Below are 23742 nucleotides of genomic sequence, written 5' to 3'. Positions count from 1 at the left end.
GATTTAATTTTTGTTGTAAATTTTTTGTTTTGTTTCTTCAAATTCCCTTAAATATGCTACTTTCTCGGTTCCCTTACCAAGATTGGCGGCCAAAAGGCTCAATGCCTTTTTGGTTTCCTGATAGGCGTATTCGGCTTCTCGCTGTTCTTGATAGCTTCTTCCAAAATAAATACCAAATATCAAAATGCCTACAGCCGCAACGGAAATCCACTTCATATAACTTTTTTTTCTAGGTTTTAGTGGAACCTGTCTAGTAAACTTCTCTTCTTTGGCTATTGAAAAATACTGAAACATTGGGGCATATTTTTTTAAGTGCAACGGAACTTCTTCCTTTGTAAAATACTCCCTCAACATTTCTTCTTCAGCAACCGTAGCAGTTGCGTCAAAATATCTTTCCAATAATTTTTCTATATTATTTAATTCCATAATTGTGCTTTTGAACTAATTTTTCCCTCACTGTTTTTCGCGCTCTGGATAAAGTGACCCTAACTGCCGTTGCACTCAAACCCAATAGTTCGGCTATTTCCTCAAATTCATACTGCTCCACATCCCTTAGCTGTAGTACCATTTTTTGCTGTTCCGGCAATTCCTCCATGATTCTTTCTACCCAACCTAGACTATCGCTTACCTCAACCTGGTTCTGCAATGAAACATTTTCATCCCTGTAATTGCTATGCACCAGTTTTAAGTTCCCGGCCTGTTTGGATTTGAGTCGGTCCAAACAAAAATTCTTTGTCATCATCATGGCATAGGCCTCCACATTGTTATAACCCTCCATCATACTATTTTTGGACCATAGCTTCATTAGGATTTCTTGTGTGGCATCCTCTGCTTCTTCCTTAGAGACCAATAAACGCTTGGCCAATCTATAAAGCTTATCCTTAAATGGCAAAACCACATTTAAAAACTCCGTTTGTTGCATTTTGGTTTAGTTGTTTTATAATCCTGATCAACAGGCTTACAATAGCAAGACGACGTACATCGAATTTTGTTACAATTAGTTTCCAATTCATTACAATGTAAGTAAATTAGCGCAACGGAAACCAAATTGGCAATATTACCGTATATAGTTTAAATCGTTCCCCAAAGCTAATTCATACTTTTTTAATGGAATGATATTTGTACGTCACTAACCATTATGGTTTGGCCGTTATTTTAAAAATTATGAAGAAGTATTTATTGATTTTTTTAGGATTGGGATTGATCCTCACGGGTTGCAATAAGAATGATGACCCCCAAGTTACCGATGCATTTGAAGGGATAACCCCCAACCCGGAAGCAGAAATAGATGTAACGGTCCAAAACTTTATGTGGCAGACCATGAATACTTATTACTTTTGGCAAAGTGATGTATCTGACTTGGGAGATAACCGCTTTAATTCCTTTGAGGATTACGTATCGTTTTTGGAAACAGAGGAAGACCCTGGAACATTTTTTGACGAAAAATTACTTTATACGGAAGACCGCTTTAGTTTTTATTCCGATGATTATAAAGAATTGACACAATCTTTCGCCGGAATTTCCAAAAGCAATGGCTTGGAGTTTGGTTTGGGTTTATTTGTGGATAGTGATGATGTCTACGGATATGTACGCTACATTGTGCCCAACTCCAATGCCGCTACCAAAGATATCCGAAGAGGGGATATTTTTACGGGAGTAAATGGCACTAACCTTAATCTGGATAACTATATAGACCTTTTATTTGGAGATAGCGACACCTATACCTTAAATATGGCAGAAATCTCCGATAATATTATTTCCACTACGGATAGGGAGGTTACATTGACAAAAGAAGCCAACCTAACCGAAAATCCGATATTTATTACCAAGGTATTGGAAACTGCCGGACAAAAAATTGGCTATTTAATGTACAATAGCTTTACGAATGAATTTGACGAAGAGTTAAACGATGCCTTTGGCGAATTCAAATCCGCCGGCGTTACAGATCTAGTTTTGGACCTTAGGTACAATCCAGGGGGATCGGTTAATTCGGCCCGATTATTATCCAGTATGGTTTATGGCACCTATACCAATAGTGTTTTCCTGAAAGCCAGGTATAATGACAAGCTGCAATCTGAGTTTAAGGACACCGATCTTATTGAGTATTTTGCCGATGCAACGGACAACAATACTCCTATAAACACGTTAGGCTTAAGCAAGGTTTATGTCATTGCCACCGGGAGTAGCGCATCGGCAAGTGAATTGGTAATGAACGGATTGGACCCTTACATAAATGTTATCCATATAGGGACAACAACGACTGGGAAGAATGAATTTTCCGTTACCTTTGTGGACGATTTTGAGAATGGCAATGTGTACGACCCAAATAGGGAGGACAATATAAATCCTGAAAATCATTGGGCCATTCAACCATTGATAGGACGAAATGAAAATGCCAATGGCTTTTCGGAGTATACGGACGGCCTTGCCCCTGATATATTATTGAGGGAGGATCTATCCATTATGGGTATATTGGGCAATATGGACGAACCCCTTTTGGCCAAGGCCATTGCAGAGATTACAGGAACCACTGCAAAAATGGATTTTACGGTAGATATGCCGGTTGAATTGGTAAGTAGTTCCAAGATGTTCACAAAGATCAAGGACAATATGTTTATGGATATCAAAAAACCCCTAAACTGGATAAAAAAACAGTAGCCAGTACTCTGTTTGAGGTGTCGCCCTAGCTTATAAAGATTAACCTAGGCCAATAAATATAATGTGCGGCAGAATTAATATTACTAATACTATGAAAAAAATCTTCAGCCTACTTTTAATTACAATAGTTTTTTCCTGTTCGGACAAGGATGATGATACATTCGTCTATCCAAAGGAGTCAACTGTACAGAACTTTATGTGGCAAGGTTTAAATCAATGGTATTTTTGGCAGGCGGACGCTCCTAATTTAGGTGATGACAGATTCACTACCAATGACGACTATGTGGTCTATCTTGAATCCTATACCGATCCAGAGGAATTCTTCTACCAAACCTGTTACAATCACTCAAATGTAGTTGGCAGTAGTTCCGCTATTGATCGTTTCAGCTTTGTTGAAGATGATTACGAAACACTTGTAAATACACTGAGTGGTGTTTCAAAAAGTAATGGACTTGAATTTGGACTGGCGCGGAATGAGGGCAGTACCGATCTTTTTGGATACGTAAGGTACATAATTCCGAACTCCAATGCCTCCACCAAAGATATAGCCAGAGGGGATATATTTACTCGGGTGAATGGGGTGCAACTTACCGATGCCAATTACATAAGCCTTCTTTTTGGAAATTCCGATAGCTACACCCTTGGTATGGCCGATATTTCCGGAACTGTCGTTACGGATAATGACAGGGAAGTAACATTGACCAAATCTGAAGGATTGCAAGAAAACCCGATCCTAATAGCAAAGACAGTAGAGGTCAACGGAACCAAAATTGCCTACCTAATGTACAACGGTTTTACCAGTGGCTATGATGAACAACTAAATACGGTCTTCGGAGAGTTTAAAAATGCAGGGGCTACGGAATTGGTGCTAGACCTTCGGTACAACCCCGGAGGTTCGGTAAACAGCTCCAGATTATTGGCCAGTATGGTTTATGGCACCAATACGAAGGAATTATATGTAAGACAAAGATGGAACGATAAAATACAAGGCCTTCTTAAACAAGAGCAATTGGAAGACTATTTTGCCAATAAAACAGACTCGGGATCGGACTTGAACAGTCTTAACCTTAACAAAGTATATGTTCTTGCCACAGGAAGTTCCGCATCGGCCAGTGAATTGGTCATGAACGGACTGGCACCCTATGTGGATGTTTTTCACATTGGTGAAACCACGAGGGGTAAGAACGAATTTTCCGTTACCATGGTAGATGATATAGACAATGATTATATCTACAGATCCGACAGGGAAAATAAAATAAACCCTGGCAATAGATGGGCCATGCAGCCCCTTATGGGGAGAAACGAGAATTCCGAGGGGTTTTCGGACTATACCTCAGGCTTGGTCCCCGACGTTGTTTTAAAGGAAGATCTTGCGGACCTAGGCGTTTTAGGGGATATAAATGAACCTCTTTTTGCAAGGGCTATCCAAGAAATTACCGGTGCAAGTGCCAAGAGGGATTTTACCGTAAAAATGCCGGTAAATGAAATCTCCAACTCCAAAATGTTTACAGCTATAAAGGACAATATGTATTTGGACAAACCTATTGAAATTTCCTTTCAATAGGCCTTTCACCTAGTTATTCCACATAACAACCATAAAGCGGAAACCCCTCTTTTACTTGGCATATACCAAATAAAAGAGGGGTTTTCATTACCATAGGAAATCGGTCCAAACCACCTAATTGAAATAGATTCCCCCAGGAACAATACCCACCGTGATGGATTTTATAGCCAATGTGGTGCTTACATCATAAACTGTTAGTGTACCATTACTGGCATAATCGCCTGCATCGGTGCCATATAACCTACCATTATGTACGACCATATTATAAAAACTAACGCCTTCCAAGACCATTTCCATGCCCAAGGAGGTTGAAGTTAAACTTTGTTTAAACACGGTATCCCCCAAATGATAGTACAGATCCCCTCCATCCAAATTCAAACTATTGGGATGTTGGGTGGATTCAAACGGTAAATTGCCCTCCACTTCATTGGTGACCGTATTGATCTTTGATAGCACCCCCTCAGTTTCATCCTCCGTATAGGCAGGTTTACCCGAAGCCAATACCCATAAGTTCCCAGAGGTGTCCAATTGCATAGAGTTGGGCACATCCCCTACTGTAAGTGTTTTTATCACCTCATTGGAAGTGGTGTTGATAACCGAAATCTTATTATTCTGGCCCCAAGCACCTTGATGGGCCACATACACCGTATTGTCTTTTGCCAAAATAGCTTCAGGACCCAAAACTACGGGTATGGTACCTTCCACAGTGTAATTTTGAAGATTGATAATGGCTACGAAATCATCTGTTTCATCTGCAGTATCTCCCCAATTGGTAACATACCCCTTGCCGTTTGCCTCAATAAAATACCTTGGGTTGTTCAAGCCGTTGGTAATACTTGCTATTTTTTCAAAAGTAAATCTATTTACTACATTTATTTTATTGGAAACATTGGCCACTATAAACGCCTCATCCTCCGTGAACCCTATCGACTGAACAACATTGCCCAGATCTTCATCATTCGTTGTATTATAAATTCCGTGATTCACTACGGACAGATCCTCGGAAATAAAAGTGACCGTTCCGGTTCCATTGCTAAAGGGGCCTTCGTTGGAAATCAAAATTCCATCTGCGTAATCGCCCATAGGCACTTGAATCCCATCATCATCGTTGGAGCATGACCAGGTAAGGCCGATAATCAATAGGGGTAAAACTACTTTTCTAATCTTCATTGGTTTAAACTGTTTTAAAATTTAGTAATTAATTGTATTTGAAAATTTCTATTGGGCATAGGTCTATAGGCTACGTTCTGATAACTTTTATTAAATATGTTGTTCACCTTTACTCCTAATATAAATTTGATTCCCGAAATATCCGGTCCATGGTAATCCAATCCTAGGTTGCCAAGGGTATATGAAGGTAGACTATCGCTATTGTCTGTAGTTGTATAAACCGATCCGTTGTACAAGAGCTGACAAAAGGCTACCACCTTCTTGTATTGATAGGCCAAATTTGACCTCAACATATGCTCTGGGACATATAACAATTGATGGTCGGTGGAATTATCGATAGATTTGGTGAAGGAATATTCGCTCTCCCAGACCACATTATTGTTTCCCCATTTTTTTTTCCAATCAAGACCAAGTTCCAATCCGTATTGGGACACATCCTGGACATTCATCGCCATCCAAATACCTTGTTCATTGGGTCGCCATTGAATTAAATTATCGGTTGTTATACTGTAGGCATTTAATAATAAGGTTATGTTCTTCAACCTAAGTTTCTGCCCAAGTTCCAACTGCCAAGAGGCTTCCGGCAGGACCTCTAAATTACCACTGGCCCCGGCGCCTGTCCAATAAAGGTCATTGAAGGTGGGTATTCTATGGTTTTTAGACATATTAATGGTCAAGCGGTAGTTTTTAGACACTTCATAACCACTGTTCAAAGAAAAAAGAAATGGACTTTTAAAGTCACTTACCACTTCCTTTCTTAGGTTTACACCATAGTTGAACCTATCCGTAAGGTCATGGGACAACAAAAAAGTTCCGGCTACAAAATCTCTATTGGCATTTTCAATGGAAGTCCCTTTGGCCCTGATCGTAGAGAGATCGATCAAGCCATTTAACGTAATCCTATTTAACTGATATTTATAATCGTAATTGGCAAGAAAGGTATTGGCTTGTCCATAGCTAAACTCCTTTCGTTCCTTATTGGGAAAATAGCGATAGCGCTCATATAAATGCCCTACTTTTAACCGTGCTATCCTCTTTTCGTTAAAGCTGCCCAGCTCTACAAGTGACCTATGGTTTAAATCCCTGTAATTTTCATCGGCCGGGGCAGTCAATGTTCCAGAAAAATCCCGGTCCCCAATAAAGGTATTATGGTACACTTTTACAATTTGTTGATCGGACAAAATAAAGCCAACATTGGCATTTAGGTTCAGCTGATCGTACGCACCATTCCCGTTTCTTCTGTCTGTCCCCAAAAACTTATAATCGTTGTCCGAAGCTATGTGGTTAACTCCGATTTGAAAAGATGTCTTTTCTTTACCGAGGGAAGTATTAAAAGCGAGCAGACTGGTATTAAAACTGCCATAACTTGTCCTAAGACTATTTTTCCAACCGTCATTAAACTTAAAGCTATCATTTAATAGTATCGTTCCCCCTACCGCTCCACTCCCGTATTGGACAGAACCTCCTCCACTTCTTACCACAACATCCCCGTAATTCCCTGGAATCAAGGTATTGAAATCTGTCTGACCTGTAAGTTGGGAGTTTATATTTATACCGTTCCAAACAACAGCAGTTTGTTGGGCATTGGTGCCCCTAAATGAAGCTGAAGAGACCATACCATAGCCATTTTCCTTAAAATATATATTGGAATTATACCGCAATAAATCCGTTAAGGTCGCTCCGCTTTTTTGCTGAACGGAATCCCTTACAACGCTAACTTTTGTACCTTTTGAAAAATGAAGCAGTTTGGCATCGCTCAAAATCACCTCGTCCAAAACAATTACATTGTCCTTTTGCCCAAAAATCTGCCCAATGGACAACAGTCCTATAAAAAATAATAATATTTGTTTTTTTTCCATACCCAAGAAGACCCTTTGCCCGAAGATCTATTCTATTTTAGTGATGAATATGGCAGGTCTCCTGACTTGCGTACTATCATTTACCTTCCCACCCGTATTATAGGGCAGTGGTATTTGAAGAAATGATAGCCATCCATACAATATGGATTAAGCTCACAGTTGCGGGAACAGTTCCGGAGTTTCACCGAATTCCCTTTTAATCCTATCCCCTATACATTTGGGAATAGAAACCAAAATTCATTGCGAAACTACTACTTTTTTTTGGATGTACCACCGTCCTTTTTTTTGTTTAATTTATAGGCCAACCAAATGAAACCTACAATAAAATGCAAGACTATGACGGCGGCAATAATATATATTAAGGTGTTGGACTCTCCTCTCATAATTTTTATTTGCCCAAAAATAAATACTCTGGCAACAATAAATTATGACCATTGTTAGCCTTTAAGAAATTTTGATTCAAGAAATTAATACTACTTTTGAATTCTTAAACAAACCCTTAGACTTTTGAGAAAAGCCATTTTTTTTCTACTTTTTATATGCATTTGTTCTTGCAAACAGTCTAAAAAGGAGGCTGTTTCCAGCTCTGTTTTATCACAGTCCACAAACATAGATTATGCCCAAGGTTTTACCATTGAAAGAACATCGTCCGGGGTAACTATTATTACAGTAAGTTCTCCTTGGCCCGAATCTGAAGATAGTTTCACCTATGCCCTGGTGCCTAAGGAAAAATTACCGACAATAACACTGAACAGGGATGAATATAGCGCCATAATAGGGGTGCCGATAAAAAAAATGGTAGTTACCTCCACTACACATATACCGGCTCTGGAGGCATTGGAAGAAGCTGATAAATTGACAGGGTTTCCAGATACGGAATACGTATCTTCCTCGAAAACCAGAAAACGTATAAATGAGGGATTGGTGCAGGAATTGGGCAACAATGAATCCTTAAATTCCGAAATGGTGATTGCCTTAAATCCCGAAGTAGTGATTGGTTTTAGCATTAACCGTACAAATAAAGCTTATGAGACCATTCAAAGGTCTAATATTCCCGTTGTTTATAATGGCGATTGGACCGAAGAAACACCATTGGGAAAAGCGGAATGGATAAAGTTTTTTGCCCCCTTCTTTCAAAAGGAACAAAAGGCCGATAGTATTTTCAAAACCATAGAGAATAATTACAACAATGCCAAGGCCATGGCTAAAAATACAGCCGATAAGCCTAAGGTATTAAGCGGAGCCTTATATAAGGATATATGGTATTTGCCTGGTGGAAAGAGTTGGGCCTCCAAATTTATAGAAGATGCCAATGCGGAATATTTATGGAAGAATACCGATTCAAACGGAAGCCTTTCCCTTAGTTTGGAAAGCGTAATAGAGCGGGCCAAGGATGCCGATTTCTGGATTTCCCCCTCACAATTTGGCAGTTATTCCGAACTAAAGGAGGCCAACCTTCATTATACACAGTTTGATGCATTCAGCAATAAGAAGGTGTACACCTATGCCAATTCCAAAGGGGAAACTGGGGGATTGCTCTTTTTTGAACTGGCACCCAACAGACCGGATTTGGTACTAAAAGACCTAATCCATATTTTTCACCCCGAGCTGCTTCCCAACTATATTCCGACCTTTTATAAACCCCTGGATTAAGTGCGGCAACTAAAATCATATAGAATCTATTTTATCCTACTGTTTTTGGTTATGGTGGTATGTTTTTTAGTGAACATCAGCCTAGGCTCCGTTTCCATTCCCTTTCAAGAAACATTGAGATCAATAATTGGCAAAACTACCCAAGTAGATTCTTGGAGCTATATTATTTGGAACTACCGAATTCCCAAAGCGTTTACCGCCATATTGGTGGGGAGTGGCTTGGCTTTGAGCGGGTTATTGATGCAGACCTTGTTTAGAAACCCCTTGGCCGGCCCCTTTGTACTGGGCATAAGCTCCGGAGCAAGTTTAGGAGCGGCCCTCTTAATATTGGGATCCTCCCTATTCACCGGAATATTTTCCCTGGGGATGGTAAATGACATTTCCTTGGCCTTGGCATCCAGTATCGGTAGCTTTATGGTTCTATTGGCGGTCATGGTAGTTGCCGTAAGGGTAAAGGACACCATGGCCTTACTGATCATAGGTCTCATGTTCGGCAGTATTACTACTGCCGTGGTGAGCGTGCTCTCCTATTTCTCCACCGCCGAAAAATTACAGCAATATGTATATTGGTCTTTTGGAAGTATCGGGGATTTATCCTGGAACCAACTGATACTGCTGTTGTTGATTGTAATGATCGGTGTTTTGATCAGTATTTTTTCCATAAAACCCTTGAACGCCCTATTACTGGGAGAAAGCTATGCCAAAAGTTTGGGGGTTAATATGAAGCGGTCCCGGTATTCCATAATTGTAGCCACGGGTCTTTTGGCAGGTGGTGTAACTGCTTTCGCAGGGCCCATTGCCTTCATAGGCCTGGCCGTGCCTCATTTGACGCGACAAATTTTCAACACCACCGATCATAAAATTTTGGTTCCGGCGGTATTGGTCTACGGTGCCATATTAATGCTCATCTGCGATACCATTGCCCAAATGCCCAATTCGGCCAGTGTTTTACCCATTAACGCCATAACATCCATTATTGGTGCACCTGTCGTTATTTGGCTGTTAATAAGGAAAAGGAAAATGATTTTTTAATCTCTTGACAATATTGGGCAGTACTAAAGTACCTTCAATAAAATAGTAGCGTAAAGAACAGCAAAAACCAATAACTTAGCAACCTAAAATTTACCTAAAAATAGATAATTTTACTCCACATATTGCCCTTAAAACGGAAAACCTAAGCATAGGTTATTCCAACGGCAAGCAACAATCCTGCATTGCCCGGGATATTAATTTTACCCTATTTAAAGGAGAACTCGCCTCCATAGTTGGCGTTAATGGGATTGGAAAATCAACCTTATTGCGCACACTTGGCAATGTACAGCCCAAATTGTCCGGCAAGATTACTTTGAACAAAGAGTCCTTGGAACATCATTCCATTCAAGAGCTGGCATCGGAAATTAGTGTGGTACTAACAGAACCCATCGCCTCCAAAAACCTAACGGTGTTGGAGCTGGTCAGTCTAGGTAGACAACCATACACCAATTGGCTGGGAACACTTACCAAAAAAGATAATGACAAAATATCCATGGCCCTGGACATGGTCCGTATTTCAGCATTAAAGTCCAAAAAATGCTATGAACTCAGTGACGGACAATTGCAGCGTGTAATGATCGCCAGGGCCATAGCCCAGGACACCCAGCTAATTTTACTGGATGAGCCTACGACGCATCTGGACCTATACCATAAGGTACAAATACTAAAATTACTCAAAACCATTGCCCACGAAACCAACAAGACTATCCTCTTTACTACCCATGAAATTGAAATTGCGATTCAGTTGTGCGATAAAATATTGATACTAAAAGAAAACCAGAGTAGCTTTGGATCTCCATGCGAATTGATACAAAAGAAAAGTTTTGAAAATCTGTTCCCTATAGACACCATTACTTTCGATGCACAAACGGGTTCTTTTAGAGTTAATAAGTAAATATCACATCTCTAAACCTTCTACTAAAAATTCCTTCGGTAAGAAGTATTCACTAAATTTTTGTTGAATGCTATTAAACCACATTATTTTATACAGTTGTTTAGTGATTTTTCTTTTTGTCTTACCATCCGGATAATATAAATCCGTTTGTGATTCATTTTTTACTCCCGTCAGCAAAAAATCCGGAGTTTGAAAGGTTGCGCCAGGGATTCTTTCACCAGCTCCACTATATGATTTTCTTTGTTCCAGTTTCTTAGTCTTTAACTGAACTACTTTTCCATATTCATATTCAGAAATTAAACTGTACCTCAAAACTTCAGGAATTAACTGATCGTCTAGTTCAATTGTTACCTTTTTATCTTTTTCAAATTCTCTATAATATTTTAACTTTTTGTAACTTTCTAATAAAGAATGATAAAGTGTTACTTCTACAAACTCCCCTTTATTACCATTAAAATATATGCAAAGATATTTCACTAGGTCAGATATCCTTGCATTTTCAATCTCATCACTGTATATCTTTTTCTTTTCTTTTCTTTCAATTAGAACTTCCTTTACCAACATTAATGGAGGAACTTGAGCTGGAAATTCTATAATTTTTTTTGCATCATTATTCAATAAAGGATGGGTCTTTAATGTTACAATATCTCCAATCTCAAAATTTGACAATGCTGACATATTAGATTTTTTTTATAAAAATAGAATAAAATCTTACATTTACGAATAAGTAAGGAAGTTCTTTAGTTAAAGAAATATAACATTTGTTGAGCTATCGTATTAATCAATTGATTAATCGCTTAATCCGACCTTTTCTATTTAAAAGGGATAATAAATACGGAGATTAGGAAAGTTGTAAATTTCTTTCATTAACCAAATCCCCAACGTTGGGTCTAGGCTTAATGAAAGAAACATAAGTATTATTTCTACAAGTTTAATAAGCATTCGGGGCTTACCCCAAGCTAATGTGATTATTACAATCATATGGACAACTGTTAGGATTATATTTATCACCTGCGCCAGATTTAAAGGCAAAGGTACGTACAGATTCAGCGTGAGTCGAGAATTCGGCTAATGGTTCAGTCTTTGGAGACGTTACGTTGTATTTTGTTATAAATACGCGCGAGAACTTCCCTTACTTTTTTTATTATGAAGAAAACAAAAGATTGGTTTAAAGACAGGGGGTATCCTCACTTTTCTAATAAGACCCCGCGATCAAAAAGAATAAGAATCAAACATTATGTTTCGGACCAGAATAAAGTATCGAGACATTCTTTCTTACCTCTCATTTTTAAGGAAATTAAACAAAGACGATACAAAGAATCTAACTTCGAAAATGAAATAAAGCGCTCGCATAAAAAATTAAAAGACGGTAGAATAATTTCAAATGTCAAAATTCGAAAAATTTTATATGCTACACATATCGATGCACATATTTATTCTTATTATGCGCAGGAAATATTAACCCCTAAGTATGAAGAATATATTAACAAAAGCCCATTGCTATCAGGGGCTATTACCGCTTATCGACAAATTAGGTCAGATGATAATCTAAAATTTAAAAATAACGTCCATTTTGCCAAAGATGTTTTTGAAGAAATAAGACGAAGAGAAAACTGTGTTTCATTGGTTTTGGACATTGAAAACTTTTTCCCTACTCTTAATCATCAAATGCTAAAATTAGCTTGGGCTAAAATTTTAAAAAAGAAAACCTTACCAAAAGACCATTTTAATGTTTTTAAATCTGCCACACGTTTTTCTTATGTAAAACTGAACGATCTAAAGACTAAAAAAGGCCATTTTGATGAAAAAGAATTATCAAAACATAAAAAGACAGGTACGCATACTTTCTTTGAAAAAATAGAACATCTTTTAGATTCTTCCATTACCATATATAAAAATCAAAATAAAAATAACAGAAAACAGCTTATCGGAATTCCGCAAGGCCTGCCCATTAGCGCCCTACTTGCAAACATTTATATGTTATCCTTTGATGAGGCTATTATCAATGTACTTTCTATTAAAAATGATGTTTTTTACAGAAGATATTCAGATGATATTATCGTTCTATGTAAAGAGAATCAAATAAAACTAGTTAAAGATTATATAATAAAAGAAATTGAGAAACTTGAACTAAAAATATCCTTAGAAAAAACTGAAAAAACACTTTTTAAAATCCACAAAAATAGACTGCAATCCTTTAGAATTACTAATTCTGGTGCTTTACGAGAAAATTTACCACTAAACTATTTAGGATTTGAATTCTATGGCTATCAAACTTTAATCAAATCTAAGAACCTGGCTAATTTTTACAGGGAAATGAAGCAAACTGTTAAACGAAAGCATAAAAGGGTTGAAAGTATCAAGGAAAAATATCTTTTAGATGAAGCTCCACTTTATAAAAGAAAGTTATATAGATTATTCACTTTTAAGGGGGTTAAAGCAAGACAATTGCCTGCGAAAAGAACAATATATAAAAATGGCCAACCGATAACTAAATCATTTTGGAGAAAATTCAGAGGTAATTACCTAAAATATGCCTACAAGGCATCTGAAGAACTAGAAGCACCTGAGATAAAAAGACAAGTAAAAAATCATTGGAAAATTCTACAAAAGACCATACTGAAATATGATTTCTCTAACTCAAACCAAACTTTATCTGAATAAATTCCTTATTATTTATTTACTTTTAACATATTATATTAAATCATTAACATGAATGAATTGCTAGTATATGCAGTCCTTGCCATAGTTGGCCTGGCAATTGGATATTTCTTAGGGAATTATATCCAAAATCTAAAAACAAAATCCAGTCAAAGCGCCCTTTTGGAACGCGAACAACAATTGAGAGCAAACCTCAGCACCTTGGAGCAGAGGCTTATCGATGCCGAGGAGCAGAAAGCGCAATTACAATCCGAAAAGGAGCAATTGGGGAATAAAATAGTCCGTTATCAGGCAGAAATGGAAAATTTGGACCTCAAAAATCGGGAACAAAAAGGGGAGGTAGAGAAATTACAGGAAAAATTTACCAAGGAATTCGAGAATCTGGCCAATAAAATTTTGGACGAGAAGAGCACCAAATTCACGGAACAGAACAGGGAGAACATTAAAAATATATTGACCCCCCTACAAGAGAAGATAATTCTTTTTGAGAAAAAGGTGGAGGACAGCCAAAAAGAAAGTGTAGGCATGCATTCCGCCCTCAAGGAACAATTGGCCAATCTTCAAACACAAAACCTTAAAATAACCCAAGAGGCGGAAAACCTTACCAAGGCCCTAAAAGGGGACAGTAAGATGCAGGGCAATTGGGGCGAATTGGTATTGGAACGCGTTCTGGAAAAGTCGGGCTTGGAAAAGGATCGTGAATATACGGTACAACAAAGTTTTACCCGAGAAGATGGAAGTCGGGTGCTACCCGATGTGATCATAAACCTGCCCGACGGCAAAAAGATGATCGTAGATTCCAAGGTCTCCCTTACGGATTATGAACGTTATGTAAATGCCGAGGATGAGCTAAAGGATAAATTCCTTAAAGATCATATCAATTCCCTCAGGAGGCATGTGGACCAGCTATCAGCAAAAAAATATGAGGACCTTTATGAAATGGAGAGTCCGGATTTTGTACTTATGTTCGTTCCCATAGAACCTGCATTTGCCATTGCAATAAACAACGATAACAACCTGTACAACAAAGCTTTTGAGCAGAACATTATCATAGTAACCCCTTCCACCCTATTGGCTACCCTACGGACTATAGATACCATGTGGAACAATGAAAAACAGCAACGCAATGCCATTGAAATTGCCCGTCAGGCGGGAGCCTTATATGATAAGTTTGAAGGTTTTGTTGGCGATTTGATGAAGGTTGGCAAAAAAATGGATGAAGCAAAATCCGAATATAAGGGAGCTATGAACAAATTGGTCGACGGTAGGGGAAATATAATTACCAGTATAGAGAAATTAAAAAAAATGGGCGCCAAAGCAAAAAAATCCATTCCCGATTCTCTCCTGAAAAGAGCCGAGGATGATGATGACGGGAATGAAGAACCTTTAACCTTACTTTAGCTAACTTAAACATTAAGTATGAAAAAAATACTCGGATTTACCTTGCTAGGCCTGGTCCTAATTATGACTGCCTATTTTTTATTTGTATATTTTGTTCCCTATAGTGAAGGAATCCGCTCGGGAGAACTTATCAAAATAAGCCGTAAAGGAGTGCTTATAAAAACATGGGAGGGTGAAATAAGTCAAGGAATATCCGGAGCACAGATTTTCTCCTTTTCGGTTTTAAAGGACGATGTAATTGCCAAACTGAAGGAATATCAAGGTTCTTATGTTAAAGTAACCTATATAGAGCGCTACAGGACCTTCTTTTGGTTGGGAGATACCAAATATTTTGTCACTTCCGTAGAAAAGGAAAACTCCCCCCACTTAAATTAAAAACCATGGACGAATTTAAAAGTGCCAGACAATCCAGAGTCTCCATAACCCAATTAATGCTGCCGTCCCATTCCAATTTTGGGGGAAAAGTACACGGTGGCCACATATTAAACCTAATGGATCAAATAGCCTTTGCCTGTGCCTCAAAACACTCAAGAAAGTATTGCGTTACAGCATCGGTGAACAAGGTAGATTTTTTAAACCCCATTGAAGTTGGGGAATTAGTTACGTTAAAGGCCTCCGTAAATTATACAGGACGTACCTCCATGGTCATAGGTGTCCGGGTAGAATCCGAAAACGTAACCACTGGGAAAAGAAAACATTGTAATTCCTCCTATTTCACTATGGTAGCGAAGGATTCGGAGGGCCGAAGCACTCCTGTGCCCGGTCTGATCATTGAAGACGAACAGGGCGTTCGCAGGTTTGCACGTAGTATTCAACGGAAAAAACAATCAATGTCTCGAAGCAGTCAATTTGAATCGTCCCAATTTAAAATGAATGACTACTTGAAGGATTTGGACCATGAAAATGTCAAAATAAATCTAGACCCCTCCTAATTTATTTGGGCCGCGGCCTCCTCGTCCAAGAACCAAATTAACTCCCCGGATGAAGGCGCTACCAAAGAAGCGGGATAGCTCTCATGGCCTTCCTCCCTCGCAATTATGGCCCTAACTTTTTCTGCCTTACTGCTGCCCGTCACCAAAAATGCTACCGTCTTCGCATTGTTTATTAGCTTCCCGGTAATGGTAATACGTCTTTGTCCCGAATCTGGATGAATTGCTACCTCGCAGTTATTCTTGGAGTCCCAAAGGCCTATTTCATGTGGAAAAATAGAAGCTGTATGTCCGTCATCGCCCATACCGAGAATAACCAAATCAAATTGAGGCATGTTGTCCACTATGGGCAATTCCTCCTCCAAGACCTTTCCATATCTTCCTGCCTCCAATTCCGGCAGATCTTCCCCATGCACTCGGTGAATATTATCTTTGGGAATATTGATCTTGGATAACAAGTGGTCTACCGTCATTTTATAGTTACTTTCCGGATCGGTAGGAGGAACACATCGTTCATCTCCCCAATACAAATGAACCGTAGACCAATCCACCTCCTTATAATGCTCTGCCATATAATCAAAGACCACCTTAGGCGTACTACCCCCGGACAAGGCGATATGGGTTGTAATATTCTCTGTGATAAGTGCTTCCAAATAATCGGAGAAGTTTTTGGCAACTTCCGTTTTCGTGGGGGATATATTAATATGCATCTATTATATTTTGTTTGATTAAAAATTACTTAATAACACAGAAACCGGGGTCATCGGCCAAGTTTTCACCCGGATTCCTCCACTTTAGGTCCCCTTCCAATAAACGGTCCGAATTGGTTGGACCCCAAACTCCCGAAGAATAGCCATATATGTTTACATCCGAACCATTCTTCCAGTAGTCCAATATGGGATCTACAAACTCCCATGCAGCTTCCACTTCATCCGCTCTGGCGTAAAGGGTTGCATCTCCCTGCATGGCATCCAACAACAATCTTTCATAAGCATCCATTACATTATTATCTGCCAGATTGGAATAGTAAAAGTCCAGATTGGCCCGTTCTACGGTAAAGCCCTGCCCGGGAACTTTCACCCCAAACTTAATAAGGATGCCTTCATCCGGTTGAATCCTTATGATCAACTGGTTGTCCTTGTTGTTCATATCAGAATTTTTGAACACTTGGTGGTGCGGTGATTTAAAATGAATTACCACTTCTGTTACCTTGGTAGGCATTCTTTTGGCGGTGCGCACATAGAAGGGGACATCTTTCCACCTCCAATTATCCACGAAAAATTTAATGGCGGCATAGGTCTCCGTTTTGGAGTTGGGATCAACACCTTCCTCTTCCCTATACCCCTTTACTTTTTTACCGTCTATTACGGATGACAAGTATTGTGCCCTTACCGTATTATTATACAAGGTTTCCTCATCGCGCATAATCCGCAATGATTTTAATGCCTTGACTTTTTCGTTCCTTATTTCCTGCGCACTGGCATCTATTGGTGGTTCCATTACTATTAAAGAGACAATTTGCAATAAATGGTTCTGGAACATATCGCGAAGCGCACCGGATTTATCATAATACCCGCCCCTTTTTTCCACACCAACACTTTCGGCATTGGTGATTTCTATATGGTGTATATAGTTTCTGTTCCAAAGTGGTTCAAAAATACTATTGGAGAAACGGGTTACCAATAAATTCTGTACCGTTTCCTTACCCAAATAATGGTCAATTCTATAGATCTGGGATTCCTTGAAATAGGTCTGCAAACCAATATTTAGTTCTTTGGCCGTCTCCAAACTATAACCAAATGGCTTCTCAACAATAATTCGCTTCCAGCCGTTGGTTTCGTCATTTAAACCTTGCTCGGAAAGATTTTTTGCAATTAGCTCATAAAGACTGGGTGGGGTCGACAGATAAAATATATAATTGCCCCCGGTACTGAATTTATCATCCAAGTCCGATATTCTAGTTGACAACTTACTGTATACCTTACCGTAATCATCCCCAAGATCCTCATAAAAAAACTTATCTGCAAAGGTGTCTATAAAATCTGTGGAGGCATCCTTTACCTTTTCCTTCAGGTAAGTGCTTTCCTGGACGACCTTCCTCCTAAACTCACCATCGGTCATGTTGCTCCTACTTACTCCCAATACCACAAAATTCTCAGGGAGTTGTTTTGCCTTGTACAAGTTAAATAAAGCCGGAACCAGCTTTCTAGCAGTTAAATCTCCTGATGCCCCAAAAATAACAAGCATTTGATTTGCTGTTTTGTTCATATTATAATTATTGGAAGTTTTGTTCAATTTGTTGGGAATTTAAAACTTTGGTTCTAAAAACCGTTTAATTGATTATTTTTGATTTTTAAATTATCATGCGAAGATAAAACTAATTTAGCTTATTCATTTATAAACAAGGACACTTAACAAAAGCCACTTTATTTTGTTAAATAACTTTAAGGAAAAAACATGGAAAACACATATGATTTTGGATTGATCGGCCTAGGCGTAATGGGACGTAATTTTATTTTAAATGTTGCGGACAATAACTTTTCGGCCATGGGATACGATCTGGATGATGAAAAAGTAAATGCACTGATCGAGGAAGGACAGGACACTAAAAGAGTGAATGCCTCCACAAATATCGAACATTTCGTACAATCCTTATCACAGCCTAGAAAAATAATGCTTTTAGTGCCTGCTGGTAAAATAGTGGACTCCGTAATTGAGAGCCTACTGCCTTATTTGGATAAAAACGACCTTATCATAGATGGTGGAAATTCTTTTTTTACCGATACAGATCGCAGGGAGACGTATTTACAGAGCAAAGGAATTCACTTTTTTGGTTCCGGCGTTTCCGGAGGAGCTAAGGGTGCTAGGCGAGGTCCCAGCATAATGCCAGGTGGAAACAAAGAAGCCTACAAGGAAGTACAACCAATTTTCGAGGCGGTTTCGGCCAAATTTAAAGGAGAACCCTGCGTTGCCTATCTGGGCCCTAAATCTGCCGGTAACTATGTAAAAATGGTGCATAATGGCATTGAGTACGGCCTAATGCAACTTACCTCCGAAATTTACGACCTTCTAAAAAAGGCAGGTAAGTACAATAATGATGAACTACATGCCATTTTCGATTCCTGGAACAAGGGAAGGTTACAATCCTTTTTAATAGAAATATCCGCCGAGATCTTTAAACAGGATGATGACAAGGGCGATGGCAGATTGGTAGACAAAATCTTGGACAAGGCCAAACAAAAGGGCACTGGCAAATGGACATCCCAAAATGCCATGGACCTGGGTATTCCCATCCCAAGCATAGATATAGCCGTGAGTATGAGGGAAATATCGGCCCTGAAAGAAGAAAGGGTATTGGCCGATAAGTTATACAATAGGCCAGAGCCAGCTATCATGGAAAAAAATGAAATGGCAAAATGGGCAGAGGAAGCACTTTACTTTTCCTTTATAACCACATACGCACAGGGACTCCATCAACTCGCAGACGCCTCCAAGGAATATGGTTATGATCTGGATCTTTCCGTAATAGCCAAAATTTGGAGAGCGGGATGTATTATCCGTGCTGGCTTGCTGGAAGACATATCCGCGGCCTTTACCAAGGACAAACAATTGCCCAACCTACTATTGTCTCCCCAGTTTGTTCCCAAGGTTCAGTCTACCGTGGGGGCCACGAGAAATCTTGTTGCATATGGAGCAAAAAATGGTATCCCATTACCAGGTCTTTCCAACTCTCTGACGTATTTTGATGCCTACACCTCTGGAAGATTGCCCTTAAACCTTATTCAGGCGCAACGGGATCACTTTGGATCGCACACATATGAAAGAACAGATATGGAAGGTATCTTCCATACCGAATGGGAGTAACCTGATAAAATAATTCTTTGCTTTTACATTTTTTTGGGCTATTTTTAATACAAATTAAAAGTAGCCCAAAAAATTTAAGATGAGTGGAAGTATTCAGGACATGAACAATAGAGTGAATCAGAATCGCTCTCTTAAACCTTCCAATCGGGCACGGTTTAAGGAAAGCAATAGGGACAATATATATTCCGATTCCACGCCTGCCCTTACAAAACTGAACTTTAAGCAAGTATCCGAAATAGAATTAAAAAAAATAAAGGATAGGATAAAAAACCGGGCCCTAAAAGATCGCAACAGGGAAATGTTTATTTTTCTTATGGTAGCCCTAACACTAGTGGCAACCCTTATTGTTCTCTTCCAATAAACACGCACAGGCTTAAGTGACCTTTCCCAGCCTAGGACTGCTTCCTATATTTCCCCTGAAATGGTCATATCCCTTTTTCAATTACCTTCCATTACCCAACACCACTCAAAATCCAAAGAAAATTTCCGTAAGCACCAAATTTTGGTGACACAACTTTCAACGTCAAAAAGAAGGAGGCTTTTAAATTGATATTTCCCCTGCTGACATTTACAACTGTTATTCGTGCTTTTATTTTTATCGAAGCCGTAAGGTATATTTTTAGAATCTCAAATCAAGAAGGCCGCAAAAAATAATAATACATACTAAGAGGGTTTTATATTGATTCCTAAAAATACCATTTACCGAAAAAACGGTGGCAATAAGAATGAAGTCCCATATTTTAATTTAATTTTACCCATTAAAATTTGGATCTATGAATCCTTCTGCCACTGGTTGGATAGATAAGTTTGGGTATCTGGTAAAGGACAACAACGACTATATCCACTCTTTTGAAGAATTATACTCCCTACTAAAAAGTACTGGATTTGTCTATGGGATCAATCTGGATATACCTCCTTTTATCATTAAAGAGGTTCCCCTGTCCGAGGATGAAAAGGCCAAGATCAATTTAATAACCGCGCTCTATTTTACCTATAAGCTCAAAAACAACGACCCCAATTTTGAGGCTTTCCTGGGTCATATCTTTATGTTCTATAAAGATTTGGGAATTAACAGAATTTCATTTTTGAACAAATTTCTTACTGGAAAGAAAACATCCTCCAAACTGGAAAACCTCTTAAACTCGAGAATCTACTTGGAGGACAATGTAATAAGCAAGACCTTTAATAACATCATAACCAATTCGCTGCTTTTTATAGACGTTCTTAGCTTTAAAAGATATCTAGAAGGTGAAACCGCAATAAAAGAATATGCCCAGGGTCTGGAACATATCACCATAAATATTACATATCACACCCTAAACTCCAAGGAGAAAAATAAAAATGATGAAAAACTAGCGCAACTTTTTGCCTCCTCCCTAACTTTTATTGAAAGCGCAAAACAGGACTTTGACGGCTCTTATAGAAATGAATTGGTCAACAAATATTCCCGTTCGGAAAATAGGTATTTTCTGGATGTTGCCTGCTTAACGGTATGGGAAGACCAGTCATTGGATTACACCGAATCCGACTTTATTTTTGGCCTGGGAAGGGACCTTGGTTTTGACCAAAATGAAATAGGAAAATCGCTGCAGGATGTTACTGGATTTTTTCAATTAAATACCGACAAAATACCCCATCTAAAAGATCACAATTTGGCTGTCCAATTTTACGATAGCATGTCCAAAATTGTAAACAAACTTATTCTCAGAAACAGCAAACGTCTACAAAAGGAACTTTCGGAAAGCAAGGAACTGGTTACCTTATTATCCAAATCAACAGTGAAGGACCTTAGTCCTGAAGAGAAGAAAAAAGTGCAAAATCAACTCCTGGATATTTTTAAAAGCATTCCTTCGCTAGCGATTTTCATACTTCCTGGTGGAGCAGTTTTATTACCTATATTCATTAAATTAATTCCAAAATTACTACCTTCCTCTTTTGACGACAACAGAGTTGAAGAATAGCCCAAAATTACCCAAAACCACTACTATAAGAAAAACCTATAGCATATATTTTAACAATATAACTATAATAAAATCAATATATTATATACCATTACTCCAACCATAACTTAAAGTCTTTTACCCTCTCCCTACTTACTATGATTTCGGCCCCATTGAAGCGGTTTAATTTAATTTCCAACCTGGAATTGGTATAATAAACAATGTCTTTGATATGATTTATATTCACGTAGAATTTTCTACTTACCCGAAAAAAGTATTTGGGATGAAGTTCCGATTCCAAGTTTTCCAAGGTATGGTCCAGTAGATAATTTCTCCCCTCAATTGTGGATGCATAGGTACCTTTGTTTTCGCTGTAAAAACATTCGATATCCTCCGCATTGATAATTTTAAGATGTTGCCCCACACTAACCGTAAACCTCTTTTTGTATTCCCGCTCCACAGGATTTACCAACAATTTTTTTACATCTTCAAAATCGAGTGACATTTTTTGTTTTTCAGGCCTAAAAGTGAGGTACTTTTTTACGGCCATTTCCAGCTCTTCATCATCTATGGGTTTCAACAAATAATCAATGCTATTCAACTTAAATGCCTGTAGCGCATATTCATCATATGCCGTAGTAAAAATTACCGAACTTCGTATATCAACAGCTTCGAAAATCTCAAAGGACAATCCATCCGAAAGCTGGATATCCAAAAAGATCAAATCGGGATGTTCATTTTCCCGAAACCATACAATGGCTTCCTCTACAGAATAGAGCATAGTGGACACCCCTACCTTTAAATTGGTCAATAATCGCCCCAACCTTCTGGCGGCAGGTTTTTCATCTTCAATAATGATTGCATTCATTTTATGGCTTGCTTGGTTTTTATTCGACGCCCCCGAAATCCCCTTATCCTTCTATGTAATTTCCACTTGGCCACTCTTACCAATGTCTTGGGAAAATTCAGGTTCCAATTTAAGAAAGTAAAATTCCGGCCACCAAGGGGACTACCCCCCAAAGAACCGGATAAATCACTATTTGTATATAATGGCCAAAGAACATCCGCTTACTTTCCGCACTTAATACACCCTTCCAGCGCATGTTTATCCATTTCCATTGGTTGCACTTTTAAGTTTCCCTCCCAGTTTTTTGCATGATTTTTTTTATCTGCTTCCCTTCCCATCTTTTTACGAAATCCAACCCAGCACCAAAGATTCTAAGGTACTCCACAAACACAATGATCCAGGTGGCAACAGGTACCACAGCAAAAATCCAGATAACTGTGCTTGAAGCATTTTTACTGGATAAAAAATAGACAACACCCAGACTCCCCAAAGTAATAAGGCAAACCGTCCCTACAAACCAATAAAACTCTTTAATCAATTTCACTTTTTTCCTAGCATATAATTCCTTGGCACTACGAAAACCCTCCATTACCTGTATTTTTTGGATTCCTGTTTCTCTTTCTCCATATACCTTTGGATCTGCCTTTCTTCCCACTCTTTGTTGAAAAATGGATTATACGAAAAGACATTTAAACCATGAAACAATAAGCCTACCCCCCAAAACAACCAAACCGCAAAAGTTCCAAAATCCCAAAACGCCTCCAGCATGGTATCGCCATTGTTTTTATCACCAATAATCTTGGCTGTTGTAATAAATACGTTTACAGCGAGATACACCACAAGGTGAACATAAAACCCCTTCAATTCTGCCACCTGTTTTTTGGCGCGCTCCAATTTATTCTCCCTATCAAAATCCATTATTCCCATCTGTTTTTCCTATCATCCTCCTTCATATACTCCTTAATTTTCCTTTCCTCCCAATTCTTTCCGAAGAAAGAGTCCAGACCAAATACTTTTATTGCATGAAATACCAACCCAATCCCCCAGCCAAATGCCGCCCACAGAAACCAAGGGTGCCGCCATTGATCGACCCAGTAGTTAAGGGCCGCTAGAAACCCTATAAAAACAGAATAGGACATTAGACTCATATAGAACTTTTTAATTGCCCCAACCCTTTCTTTGGCCCTGAAATACTTGTTCTCTTTTTCTAAATTTTCCATGATTTATTTTTAATTCAAAATTAGCGGCCCGCCCTTGTTTTTTCAAAAA

General features: G+C 38.7%; 23 protein-coding genes and 1 riboswitch. Of the genes, 12 read left to right on the top strand and 11 right to left on the bottom strand.

Going from position 1 to position 23742, the window contains the following annotated elements; genetic code table 11:
* Positions 1–3 precede the first annotated feature (3 nt).
* Together C7972_RS18975 and C7972_RS18970 are read right to left on the bottom strand one after the other, a co-directional pair.
* Positions 4–426 (bottom strand): hypothetical protein, encoded by a 423-nt coding sequence (locus C7972_RS18975; protein WP_110357749.1) that lies wholly within the window; start codon positions 424–426, stop codon positions 4–6.
* The gene (locus C7972_RS18970; RefSeq protein ID WP_110357748.1) at positions 413–922 is read right to left on the bottom strand and encodes an RNA polymerase sigma factor; all 510 of its coding nucleotides are present in this window, start codon (positions 920–922) and stop codon (positions 413–415) included. Before C7972_RS18970 ends, C7972_RS18975 begins: the two co-directional genes overlap by 14 nt.
* A 242-nt stretch (positions 923–1164) precedes the next feature.
* Between C7972_RS18970 and C7972_RS18965 the strand changes: the two genes are divergently transcribed.
* Positions 1165–2658, top strand: coding sequence for a S41 family peptidase (locus tag C7972_RS18965; protein ID WP_110357747.1), 1494 nt, complete (start codon positions 1165–1167; stop codon positions 2656–2658).
* A gap of 91 nt (positions 2659–2749) precedes the next feature.
* Complete coding sequence (locus C7972_RS18960) at positions 2750–4222, top strand: S41 family peptidase (protein WP_110357746.1); 1473 nt, start codon at positions 2750–2752, stop codon at positions 4220–4222.
* A gap of 114 nt (positions 4223–4336) precedes the next feature.
* Here C7972_RS18960 and C7972_RS18955 read toward each other — a convergent pair whose 3' ends face one another.
* Together C7972_RS18955 and C7972_RS18950 are read right to left on the bottom strand one after the other, a co-directional pair.
* Positions 4337–5392 carry a YncE family protein gene (locus tag C7972_RS18955; protein WP_110357745.1) on the bottom strand — a complete coding sequence of 352 codons (1056 nt, stop codon included), beginning with the start codon at positions 5390–5392 and terminating at the stop codon, positions 4337–4339.
* A gap of 14 nt (positions 5393–5406) precedes the next feature.
* Positions 5407–7251 (bottom strand): TonB-dependent receptor, encoded by a 1845-nt coding sequence (locus C7972_RS18950; protein ID WP_110357744.1) that lies wholly within the window; start codon positions 7249–7251, stop codon positions 5407–5409.
* A 33-nt stretch (positions 7252–7284) separates the two neighbouring features.
* A riboswitch (cobalamin riboswitch) is annotated at positions 7285–7501 on the bottom strand.
* A gap of 257 nt (positions 7502–7758) precedes the next feature.
* Between C7972_RS18950 and C7972_RS18945 the strand changes: the two genes are divergently transcribed.
* The 3 genes from C7972_RS18945 to C7972_RS18935 all read left to right on the top strand — a co-directional run bounded on the left by C7972_RS18945 (position 7759) and on the right by C7972_RS18935 (position 10831).
* Positions 7759–8904 carry an ABC transporter substrate-binding protein gene (locus C7972_RS18945; protein ID WP_110357743.1) on the top strand — a complete coding sequence of 382 codons (1146 nt, stop codon included), beginning with the start codon at positions 7759–7761 and terminating at the stop codon, positions 8902–8904.
* 51 nt (positions 8905–8955) lie between these two features.
* The gene (locus tag C7972_RS18940) at positions 8956–9936 is read left to right on the top strand and encodes an iron ABC transporter permease (RefSeq protein WP_110357742.1); all 981 of its coding nucleotides are present in this window, start codon (positions 8956–8958) and stop codon (positions 9934–9936) included.
* A gap of 88 nt (positions 9937–10024) precedes the next feature.
* The gene (locus tag C7972_RS18935) at positions 10025–10831 is read left to right on the top strand and encodes an ABC transporter ATP-binding protein (RefSeq protein ID WP_309148936.1); all 807 of its coding nucleotides are present in this window, start codon (positions 10025–10027) and stop codon (positions 10829–10831) included.
* A gap of 3 nt (positions 10832–10834) precedes the next feature.
* On the opposite strand, the gene C7972_RS18930 is transcribed toward C7972_RS18935, so the two are convergent.
* A complete protein-coding gene (locus tag C7972_RS18930; protein WP_110357740.1) occupies positions 10835–11509 on the bottom strand; it encodes a hypothetical protein in 675 nt (224 codons plus the stop codon).
* A 468-nt stretch (positions 11510–11977) separates the two neighbouring features.
* On the opposite strand from C7972_RS18930, the gene C7972_RS18925 reads away from it, so the two are divergent.
* From C7972_RS18925 to C7972_RS18910, 4 genes are read left to right on the top strand one after another with little or no spacing between them, the layout of a single operon-like run.
* Positions 11978–13495, top strand: coding sequence for a reverse transcriptase/maturase family protein (locus C7972_RS18925; RefSeq protein ID WP_110357739.1), 1518 nt, complete (start codon positions 11978–11980; stop codon positions 13493–13495).
* Positions 13496–13543: 48 nt separating this feature from the next.
* Positions 13544–14893 (top strand): DNA recombination protein RmuC, encoded by a 1350-nt coding sequence (gene rmuC, locus C7972_RS18920; RefSeq protein ID WP_110357738.1) that lies wholly within the window; start codon positions 13544–13546, stop codon positions 14891–14893.
* 18 nt (positions 14894–14911) lie between these two features.
* Positions 14912–15268 carry a 6-phosphogluconate dehydrogenase gene (locus tag C7972_RS18915; RefSeq protein WP_110357737.1) on the top strand — a complete coding sequence of 119 codons (357 nt, stop codon included), beginning with the start codon at positions 14912–14914 and terminating at the stop codon, positions 15266–15268.
* A gap of 5 nt (positions 15269–15273) precedes the next feature.
* Positions 15274–15825 (top strand): acyl-CoA thioesterase, encoded by a 552-nt coding sequence (locus C7972_RS18910; RefSeq protein WP_110357736.1) that lies wholly within the window; start codon positions 15274–15276, stop codon positions 15823–15825.
* Here C7972_RS18910 and pgl read toward each other — a convergent pair.
* Together pgl and zwf are read right to left on the bottom strand one after the other, a co-directional pair.
* Positions 15822–16532 (bottom strand): 6-phosphogluconolactonase, encoded by a 711-nt coding sequence (gene pgl / locus C7972_RS18905; RefSeq protein WP_110357735.1) that lies wholly within the window; start codon positions 16530–16532, stop codon positions 15822–15824. The two genes, C7972_RS18910 and pgl, sit on opposite strands and share 4 nt — an antisense overlap.
* Positions 16533–16557: 25 nt before the next feature.
* Complete coding sequence (gene zwf, locus C7972_RS18900; RefSeq protein WP_110357734.1) at positions 16558–18090, bottom strand: glucose-6-phosphate dehydrogenase; 1533 nt, start codon at positions 18088–18090, stop codon at positions 16558–16560.
* A 189-nt stretch (positions 18091–18279) separates the two neighbouring features.
* Between zwf and gndA the strand changes: the two genes are divergently transcribed.
* From gndA to C7972_RS18885, 3 genes are all read left to right on the top strand, one after another.
* Positions 18280–19686, top strand: coding sequence for an NADP-dependent phosphogluconate dehydrogenase (gndA, locus tag C7972_RS18895; protein WP_110357733.1), 1407 nt, complete (start codon positions 18280–18282; stop codon positions 19684–19686).
* A gap of 79 nt (positions 19687–19765) precedes the next feature.
* Positions 19766–20047, top strand: coding sequence for a hypothetical protein (locus tag C7972_RS18890; RefSeq protein ID WP_110357732.1), 282 nt, complete (start codon positions 19766–19768; stop codon positions 20045–20047).
* A 412-nt stretch (positions 20048–20459) separates the two neighbouring features.
* Positions 20460–21647 carry an LETM1-related biofilm-associated protein gene (locus C7972_RS18885; RefSeq protein ID WP_110357731.1) on the top strand — a complete coding sequence of 396 codons (1188 nt, stop codon included), beginning with the start codon at positions 20460–20462 and terminating at the stop codon, positions 21645–21647.
* A gap of 91 nt (positions 21648–21738) precedes the next feature.
* Here C7972_RS18885 and C7972_RS18880 read toward each other — a convergent pair whose 3' ends face one another.
* The 4 genes from C7972_RS18880 to C7972_RS18865 form a co-directional block, all read right to left on the bottom strand.
* Positions 21739–22494, bottom strand: a complete 756-nt coding sequence (locus tag C7972_RS18880; protein ID WP_110357730.1) for a LytTR family DNA-binding domain-containing protein — start codon at positions 22492–22494, stop codon at positions 21739–21741.
* Positions 22495–22756: 262 nt separating this feature from the next.
* Positions 22757–23062, bottom strand: coding sequence for a 2TM domain-containing protein (locus C7972_RS18875; protein ID WP_110357729.1), 306 nt, complete (start codon positions 23060–23062; stop codon positions 22757–22759).
* Positions 23062–23400: a 2TM domain-containing protein gene (locus C7972_RS18870; RefSeq protein ID WP_258364895.1), complete on the bottom strand. Its 339-nt coding sequence runs from the start codon at positions 23398–23400 to the stop codon at positions 23062–23064. The genes C7972_RS18875 and C7972_RS18870 overlap by 1 nt, the downstream gene beginning before the upstream one ends.
* Positions 23391–23693 (bottom strand): 2TM domain-containing protein, encoded by a 303-nt coding sequence (locus C7972_RS18865; protein ID WP_110357728.1) that lies wholly within the window; start codon positions 23691–23693, stop codon positions 23391–23393. The genes C7972_RS18870 and C7972_RS18865 overlap by 10 nt, the downstream gene beginning before the upstream one ends.
* Positions 23694–23742: the final 49 nt, after the last annotated feature.

This window comes from Arenibacter sp. ARW7G5Y1, from assembly GCF_003201775.1.
In the GTDB taxonomy this organism is placed as follows: domain Bacteria; phylum Bacteroidota; class Bacteroidia; order Flavobacteriales; family Flavobacteriaceae; genus Arenibacter.
The sequence above is the reverse complement of the archived record's forward strand: the minus strand, read 5'-3'. Positions and strand labels throughout refer to the sequence as shown.